Source organism: Shewanella sp., from assembly GCF_051658185.1.
Lineage (GTDB): Bacteria > Pseudomonadota > Gammaproteobacteria > Enterobacterales > Shewanellaceae > Shewanella.
Genome location: NZ_JBOFMC010000024.1, coordinates 1 through 9,027, shown reverse-complemented (window position 1 = coordinate 9,027; position 9,027 = coordinate 1). Strand labels below are relative to the sequence as shown.

Sequence of the window (9,027 nt, the reverse complement as noted above, 5' to 3'; positions counted from 1 at the left end):
AAAGCGGGGGAGCGTCGTGGATTTGGCCGCCGCAATCGCCGCAGCTAAATTGGTGGCAGACTTCATCGCCATACGGTCGAGCATGGTCATCATAGAGGCAGTGAGTTTAAACAGATCGGCGGGACTTTGAACCAGCTCTTTATCAATGAGCTGCTCAACAATTTTATCGCCCATACCGTCGATATCGAGCGCCTTGCGGGAAGCAAAATGCTTAATCGCTTCTTTGCGCTGCGCCTCGCAGAATAAGCCGCCACTGCAACGGGCAACCGCCTCCCCCTCTAAACGCTCGACTAAGCTGCCACACACCGGACAATGTTCAGGAAACACAATCGTCTGCGCATCCTCAGGGCGGCGCTCGGGCACGATGGCCACAATCTGCGGGATCACATCCCCCGCGCGGCGGATAATCACGGTATCGCCAATTTTGATCCCTAAACGAGCTATTTCATCGGCATTATGCAGCGTCGCATTCGACACCGTCACGCCGCCGACAAACACCGGTTTTAGGCGCGCCACCGGCGTCACGGCGCCTGTACGCCCGACTTGAAAATCTACGCCTTCAAGTAAGGTCATTTCCTCTTGTGCGGGGAATTTATAGGCAATCGCCCAACGGGGCGATTTGGCCACAAAGCCTAAGGTTTGCTGCTGGGCAATATCGTTAACCTTCATCACCACGCCGTCGATTTCAAAGGGTAAATCACTGCGGCGCGTGAGAATATCTTGATAATAAGCAAAAACTTGACTGAGCTCCTCACAAACCTGGATTTCGCTGCTCACAGGCAGCCCCCAAGATTTAAGTTGCTGTAATTGCTCAAAATGAGTTTTGGCTAAAGGGTAGGTTTCTGGCTCAACAACCCCTAAGGCATAAGCGTAAAAGGCCAGTGAGCGCGCCGCGGTGATCTTACTGTCAAGTTGCCGTAGACTCCCAGCGGCCGCGTTACGCGGATTGACAAATAATTTTTCATCCTTGGCGCGGGCACGCTCATTAAGCGCCTCAAAGGCCGCTTTGGGCATAAACGCCTCACCACGCACCTCCACCAATTCAGGAAGATGTGTTCCCCGTAACGCCAGCGGGATAGATTTGATGGTTTTAACATTTTCGGTGATATCTTCCCCAGTGGTGCCATCGCCACGGGTCGCCGCGCGCTCAAGCACACCATGACGATATATAAGACTGACCGCAAGACCATCCAGTTTGGGCTCACAACAAAAACTCACCTCGCCGACCCTATCGCTCACACGCTTATGGAAGGCGTTAAAATCGGCCTCATCGAAGGCATTATCGAGGCTAAGCATTGGTTTTAAATGGGTAATTTGCTCAAACTTTGCCAATGCTAACCCGCCGACACGTTGGCTTGGCGAGTCGGCTGTCAGCCACTGGGGATATTGGGCCTCAAGCTTGAGTAACCGCTGCATCAAACGATCATACTCAGCATCGGTAATGCTTGGGGCATCGTCCACATAATACCGTATGTTATGTGCATTCAAGGACTGACTGAGCGCGCGCATCACCTCACGGGCATTCTCAGGCGTTACCTCTGCCGAAAGGAGTTTATCGAATTGAATGTCTTGCATATTTTTAATCCAGATATCGTAAGAGCGTAAAAATAGATCACAAAAAATGAGGCCGCAATTAGCGGCCTCATCCTGTCAGCATCAACAAATGCTAAGCGTTCGCGCGAATGCGGTGTAAATAATCTTGCTTAGTAAACTCACCCCATGGCTGACGCTGGCCATCGAGCACCACGGCATCAATATCATCGGCCAATTGCCGGGCAGAGTTGAGCATAATGGAAAAATTCATTAACGCATCGCCGTAGCAAGGTAAAGTCATAAAAAATACCACGCCTTGGGTGCTAAATTGCTCCATATTATCGGGATCAAATACCCCTGGTTTTAGCATATTGGCAATTGAGAACAACACCTTACCATTGCCGGCATTGTCGACATGCCGATGGAAGATATTCATGTCACCGTATTTAAAGTTTAAGGTTAAAAAACACGGTAGCAGCTCTGCGCCATTTAGCTTGCGCCCTTCTTTGGCGACCACATGCAATACCAACACATCGCGAGGTTCACCTAACCCCGGCTCAGTTGCGGCGCTATCATCTTGATACTCATCATCCTGATAGTGATCTTCTTGGTAGGCTTGTTCATCATCAAATAATGCGGTTTGCTTGGGCGCCGCGTGAACGGCTTGAGCTTGTTCAGCCACCTTTTGTGCCACCATGGCCGCATGGGATTTACCTGCTTGGGGGGCCAACGTTTCTTGGCGCGGCGCTTTGTGGCTACGTGAGGGCTCTTTAGCTAAGGGAGGTTGCAGGCTAAAATCAGGCTGCGCCGCAGGCGAACTTAATCGTGGCTCGGTATTGACGACTGCTTGCGTCTCATGCTCAAACGGCTTTATCGGCTGAAAACCAAAATTTGGTTCACGCCCAACATTCGGTTCACGCTTTGTATCTGGTGAAGATTCAAGCTTAGGCTCGAACTTAGGTTCAAGTTTAGGCTCTTGCTTAAGATACGGATTAATCGCAACTGGGGCATCGTGGCTAGGAACATCAGCCGCCTTGCGTACCCGCACCGCGCCGATGCCATCGGCATCAAAGCCTTCGGCGTCAATACGCTTAGTCGCCCCTTGGGCTTTATCGGCTTGTTGCTTATAAAAGTGCCCCATCGGGCTATCTTTTATTGATTTAGGCTGCTGCTTTCTTATGGACCAAAAACCATGAATCAGCACAGCAACTATGGCTATGGCGCCTAACACAAACAATACCAGTTGCAAATCTTCCATTGGTTACCCTGTCTTTCTTATCGTTATCCAGCGTCGGCCATCGCCACCGCTTGTTCTAAATCTACCGCGACTATACGGGAAACACCCGGCTCATGCATAGTCACACCTATAAGTTGATCCGCCATTTCCATCGTTATTTTGTTATGGCTAATATATATAAACTGCACGCTTTGGGACATTTCTTTGAGTAATCGACAGAAACGTTCTACGTTGGCATCGTCTAAGGGTGCATCCACTTCGTCGAGCATACAGAAGGGCGCGGGATTCAACCTGAAAATTGCGAATACCAATGATAAAGCGGTTAGTGCTTTTTCACCACCGGAAAGAAGATGGATAGTGCTGTTCTTCTTACCCGGCGGTTGGGCCATGATGGTCACGCCCGTTTCTAATAAATCGTCTTCCGTCAGCGCTAAGTAGGCCCTGCCACCACCGAACACCTTGGGGAATAAACGTCCCAAATCCTCGTTGACGGTATCAAAGGTGGCCTTAAAGCGAGTGCGGGTTTCCTTATCGATCTTCCGGATCGCCTCCTCTAGGGTAGCCAGCCCGTTATTTAAATCATTATCTTGATGATCAAGATAGGATTTTCGCTCACTTTGCTGCTCAAATTCTTCGATCGCGGCGAGGTTTATCGCACCTAAGCGTACAATTTTTTGCCGGATCTGATCTAAATCACGCTGCCACTTATCTGGCTGACCGTCGCGTGGCAGGGCATCAACAATCTGAGCAAGCACAATGTGCTGCTCCGACAACGTGGCTAATTGGCTATCAGCCTGCCCTTTTACCCCCTCACGACGTAACTTTAACGTGCTCAGGCGTTGAGTCAAGCCCTCAAGCTGACCAAGCTCTTGTTTTTGCTTTAATCCTATACTGTTTAACGTTTCAGTAAGTGAACTTTGTTGTGTCCGCAGTGCTGTTAACGCCTGATGCTGGCACTGTTGCTGATTCAACAACTGCGCCAATTGCTCACTCAACTTTGCAGTTTGCTGATCGCCCTGCTGCAAAGCGACACTGGCAAGCTGGGCTGATACCGTTTCCAGTGACTGAACTAATTCATTGACGCGGACACGCTGTAATTCAATTTGCTCGGTGCTGACGGCCATGCGAGTCGTCACCGATTGCACACTCGCATTAAGGGCTGATAGGCGGCGCTCTGCATCGCTGATTTGTGCCTTAAGCGCTTGATGGCGCGCTAAATCCCCTTGGGCATCAAGGCGTTGTTGCTGCTGCTTCTCAAGGCTTTGTTCGAGGGTTTGGGCCAACTCATCCTCTTGCTCTGCAAGCAACATTAACTGCTCCGTCAGCTGTGCTAATTCGGCGTGCGTTCGCGCGGTGGTGTCAGCGAGTTGCCCCCGTTTAGCTTCGCGCTGCTTGGCCTGTGCCTCTGCATGATTAAGCTGGGTAGATTGAGTGGCTTTATCGAGCTGTAACTGGTGCAAGCGCTGCACGCCTTGATTAACGCTGTCACGCACTTGCGTGAGTTGCTGCGATAGCACATCGAGCCTTGTCTGTTGTGCCGCGCGCGCCTGCTCACACTCGGCTATCGCCTCGCTTAACTGCGTTTGTTCTTTACTCAGTTGCACTAAAGATTGGCTATTATCTTGTTTAGCAATCAAAAAACCTTTGCCGAGTAGATAACCATCGGCAGTAACAATCCGCTCATCGGCCGCTAAATTGGCAAGCTGTGCTTTCGCGCTGGCAAGGTTGTCAGCCCATTTGAGCCCCTTAAGCCAAGGGGCAAGGTTCACATCGGCGAGCAGTTTGATGGGCGCGTCTTGGGTATGCGCACCAGCGACCATCAAAGTCGCATCCGTATAAAACCCAAACGCATTTGCGCTAACGCCAACGGGCAATGTCATTATGCCCTGCAGCGCCAGTTCGGCGGCAGATTCCCAGCCATTTTCCACTTGAATGCGTTGCCACAGCTGGGGGGTATCACTTAACTCTTCTTGCTTCGCGAGCCATTGTTCAACCAGCTCAAAGCGTGCTCGCATTGAGCTTAACCGCTGTGACAGCTGCTCAAATTCGCCACGCGCAACATCTAACGCTTGAGTATTTTCAGCAAGCGCTAACTCAAGCTCTTGATTCACTTCAACTTGCTGAGTTATTGCTTGTTCTAATCGTTCAATCTCTTGGCTAAGGGATGCGCTGTTATCCTCCAAAGCATGTTCGGTGAGCGAGGACAACTCTTGCTGCAGTTCTTGGTGTAACTGAGTTTTATGGGCACTTAACTGCTGCAGATGCACAAGTTTACTGCGGTGTAATTCAAGTTGCAGCTGATGTTGGGCAACGGCCGCCGCTTGGATTCTGGCCGTTTCAGTTTGGGCTTCACTACGCGAAACACTCATTTCCCACTGGGTTTGCAGCTCATCCATCATTTCTTGCTGCAACTCATGTTGCGGTACCAGTTGGCTAAGCTCCGCCTCAAGCGCATAAAAACTGGCCTGATAGGTCTCTAATTTGGCTTTGTTTTGTGTTAACTGCTCGTTCAACTGTTCGAGCTGAGTGTTTAGCTGGGCATCGCGCTGCTGTTGGCTTTGTAATTGTTGCTCTAATTTGGCGATCTCAGTGCCCGTCAGATAATAGGCCTCCACCGCGTGCTGCTCTTGCTCGGCTAATTGCGAAAGTGTAACTTGCAGCTCTGTGCTTGCTAATTCGCTCGTTTGCGCCAAGGAGTGCGCCGCCGCCTGTTGCAGCTCGAGTGCGTTAATCTGCTCCGATAAACTCGCCATTTGGCTCTGCAACTCTTGATAACGCATCACCAGCAACTCGGCGTGGGTTTTGCGCTCCGCCTGTTTCAGCTCGCGATATTGTGTTGCGGCTTTGGCCTGCTGGCTGAGTTTTTCGAGTTGTTTGGCTAACTCGCTGCGGATATCCCCTAAGCGTTCCAAGTTTTCACGGGTATGGCGAATGCGATTCTCGGTTTCACGGCGGCGCTCTTTATAGCGAGAAATCCCCGCCGCCTCTTCAATAAAAGTGCGTAAATCTTGGGGTTTAGATTCAATCAGTCGCGAGATGGTGCCCTGCTCGATAATGGCATAACTGCGCGGCCCAAGCCCGGTGCCCATAAACAAATCGGTAATGTCCTTACGACGACACTTTTGCCCATTGAGAAAATACCAGGATTCGCCGTCACGGCTCACCTGCCGTTTGACCGATATCTCTTCATAACTGGCATATTGACCCGCAAGGCGGCCTTGTTTATTTTCAAACACCAGTTCAACCCCGGCCACCGACACCGGTTTGCGCGCGCTTGAACCATTAAAAATGACGTCACTCATGGAATCGCCGCGCAAATGTTTTGCCGAGCTTTCGCCTAACACCCAGCGTACGGCATCGATCACATTGGATTTACCGCAGCCATTGGGGCCGATAATCGCCGTTAATGCCTGTAAAAAGGGGATCTTGGTGGGATCGACAAACGACTTAAAGCCGGCAAGTTTTATTTGTTTTAATCTCATAATGCCAGTGAGTGCGTCTCTGATATGTGGCCCAACATTGGCCACATTAAGATAAATTGAATCAACGGGCCACTTTAACAAAGCAAGTCGCATTTTGTAATGCTTTTTATGGCATAGATGCTGCTTTTAACTTGTCATCTGCTTGGGAGTTAATCACAATCCTAAGCAAGGTATCGCAAACATTAACTGACTTTTTGCAAAGACTCTCATTTTTGGAACTCCCCCTTCATTTTTGGAAACCACTATGACACAGCAAACCTCCTTGCCCCTCCTTAACAAAAGTGGCGTGAATTATTTTCTTGACGGCTTTGGGTTAATCAGACGTAAGGGATTGCGAACCTTTGTCTTTATTCCACTGATGATCAACCTCATCCTATTTGCCGGGGTGATTTATGCCGCCGTGGGTCAGTTAGATGCCCTGTTTACTTGGTTAAACACCCAACTGCCGGACTATTTAAGCTGGTTAAACTTTTTACTTTGGCCCCTTGCCGTAACCACTATGTTAGTGATGCTCGCATTTGTTTTTAGCTCGGTGATGAACTGGCTAGCGGCTCCTTTTAATGGCTTACTGGCTGAAAAGGTTGAGCAATTACTCACAGGCAAGCCCTTATATACCGGTTCGGGGATTGATGTAATTAAAGATTTACCACGGATCCTCGGGCGTGAGTGGATCAAACTTAAATATTATCTGCCACGGGCGTTGGTGTTTTTATTACTGTTTTTAGTGCCCGTCGTAGGCCAAACCTTAGCGCCGATTTTATGGTTTGGCTTTAGTGCGTGGATGATGGCGATTCAATATTGTGACTATCCGTTTGATAACCATAAAGTCAGTTTTAAAGATATGCGCTTTGCCTTAGCGCAAACCCGTGGCAGCAGCTTTAGCTTTGGCGCCACGGTCACGCTGTTTTCGATGATCCCCATCGTTAACTTTATCGTGATGCCAGTGGCAATTTGTGGCGCCACCGCCATGTGGGTCGATAAGTATCGCGAAGTGTATCGCAACAGTGCCATTGCGCCGGCGTAAGGTGACGAATAAGGTGACTAAGTTGCTGACATTCTAGCGATATAAGGACGATAGTCTTATTAAATGGCGCGGATATTGGCTACCACAAGTTGCTATACTGCCCGCTTAAGCGGCGGGCAATCGGTGTTTTAGCACTGCTGTTTTCGCGCTATTGTTTTTGCAAAATGACGCTGCCGATGGAATATCCCGCCCCAAAAGAGCTTAACAAGCCAAGCTCTCCTGTTTTAAAGTCATCGGAAAACTGATGAAACGCAATCACCGAGCCAGCGGAGGCGGTATTGGCGTATTGATCTAACACCACGGGCGCCTGCGCTGGTGTCACCTCATCCCCCAGCAGTTTTTTTACCACGAATTGATTCATATTGATGTTGGCCTGATGCAACCAAAAGCGCTTAAAGGCTTGGGGGGTGAGCGAATTTTCGGCCAAATGCTCATCTAAATGTTGATAAATCATTGGCAATAGCTCTTTAAATACCTTGCGTCCCTGCTGGTGAAACAGTTTATCCGCCTGATGCGCAGTACTGGGATCACAACGGTTCAAAAAGCCAAAATTACTGCGAATATTGTTCGAATAATCTGTAAAACAACGTGTTGATAAAATCGTAAAGTGATTATCTGACTGGGCGAGGCTCTGATCTTCTAGCACCAATGCCGTTGCCACATCCCCAAAGATAAAATGGCTGTCTCGATCGCGGTAGTTAACCTGCGCCGAGCAAATTTCAGGATTGATCACCAATACCCGCAACGCTGCGCCCGTTGCAATGGCGTTGGTAGCAGCGGCAATCGCAAAGGTGGCTGATGAGCAGGCAACTTGCATATCGTAACCATAACCACGAGTGCCAAGCGCCCGCTGAATTTCAATGGCCATGGCAGGATAGGCCCGCTGGGTATAAGCACAAGCCACGATGATCAAATCAATTTGTTCAGCCTTTAATTTGGCCTGCTCTAGCGCCATTATCGCCGCCTCAATCCCCATTTCAGCCTGCAGCGATATGGCATCGCTGCCGCGCTCGGGGATTAAGGGCATCATGACTTCAGGATCAAGAATGCCTTCTTTAACCATTACATAGCGATGTTTAATCCCCGAGGCTTTTTCAATAAATTCACTGGAAGAATAGGCGAGCGGCGCGACATGCCCTTGTTCAATTAACCCTGCATGTTCACCGTTAAACATGTCAACATAAGCATTAAAACTCTCCACTAAGGCGTCATTAGTAATACTGTGAGGCGGCGTAAATAACCCGCTTCCTGAAATCACAACCTGTCTCATAGATGTTCCCAACGGTTTGTTATTATAGGGCTTGGTTTATCAATGTGAGCTAGTATCTCCCCTTCCCTAACTGACAATTCAAAACGCTGCCTTGATGTTTTTGCGGAGTTTATCACAATTATTGTAAAAGCTTGAACTTGATAAGGTGTGGCCACTATTAGTGTGTATGCTGACCAGCGCCCCAACTAATAGCGCTAACCACGGGTAGGGATGGCCAACCAAACAGCCATCAAACAATCGGCCTTACAGCTAAAGCGACTGAAGTTAAGCAACTTCAACCAAGGGGGAGCCTTCGCGACCTTCAAAGCGAATGGCGCTTAATTAATATCAGCGTCACGCGGGCAAATTTTGCACATGTTTAAAAAAATTATTGAATATAAGCAACAGCTTAATATTAGCTAACGCCTATCACATCAAGCTTGGCGCATATCTATCACATTTTTAATAACTAAATAGCATAAAGAAGAACAAACAATCACTT

The 9,027-nt window shown here is 49.0% G+C and carries 5 protein-coding genes; 1 reads left to right on the top strand and 4 read right to left on the bottom strand.

Features of this window, described 5'->3' with window-relative positions; translation table 11 throughout:
• The 3 genes from ligA to smc all read right to left on the bottom strand — a co-directional run.
• Window positions 1–1,575: NAD-dependent DNA ligase LigA (ligA, locus tag ACRCZA_RS01000; RefSeq protein ID WP_438672625.1), on the bottom strand; the 1,575-nt coding region annotated here is incomplete at its 3' end.
• 91 nt (window positions 1,576–1,666) lie between these two features.
• Complete coding sequence (gene zipA / locus ACRCZA_RS00995; RefSeq protein WP_438672624.1) at window positions 1,667–2,791, bottom strand: cell division protein ZipA; 1,125 nt, start codon at window positions 2,789–2,791, stop codon at window positions 1,667–1,669.
• Window positions 2,792–2,814: 23 nt separating this feature from the next.
• Window positions 2,815–6,252, bottom strand: a complete 3,438-nt coding sequence (gene smc, locus ACRCZA_RS00990; protein ID WP_438672623.1) for a chromosome segregation protein SMC — start codon at window positions 6,250–6,252, stop codon at window positions 2,815–2,817.
• A gap of 244 nt (window positions 6,253–6,496) precedes the next feature.
• Between smc and cysZ the strand changes: the two genes are divergently transcribed.
• Window positions 6,497–7,276 carry a sulfate transporter CysZ gene (gene cysZ, locus ACRCZA_RS00985; RefSeq protein WP_438672622.1) on the top strand — a complete coding sequence of 260 codons (780 nt, stop codon included), beginning with the start codon at window positions 6,497–6,499 and terminating at the stop codon, window positions 7,274–7,276.
• A 148-nt stretch (window positions 7,277–7,424) separates the two neighbouring features.
• Here the strand turns inward: cysZ and ACRCZA_RS00980 are convergent, their stop codons facing one another.
• On the bottom strand, window positions 7,425–8,546 hold the full coding sequence (locus ACRCZA_RS00980; protein ID WP_438672621.1) for a beta-ketoacyl-ACP synthase III: 1,122 nt from the start codon (window positions 8,544–8,546) through the stop codon (window positions 7,425–7,427).
• Between the last annotated feature and the right edge of the window lie 481 nt (window positions 8,547–9,027).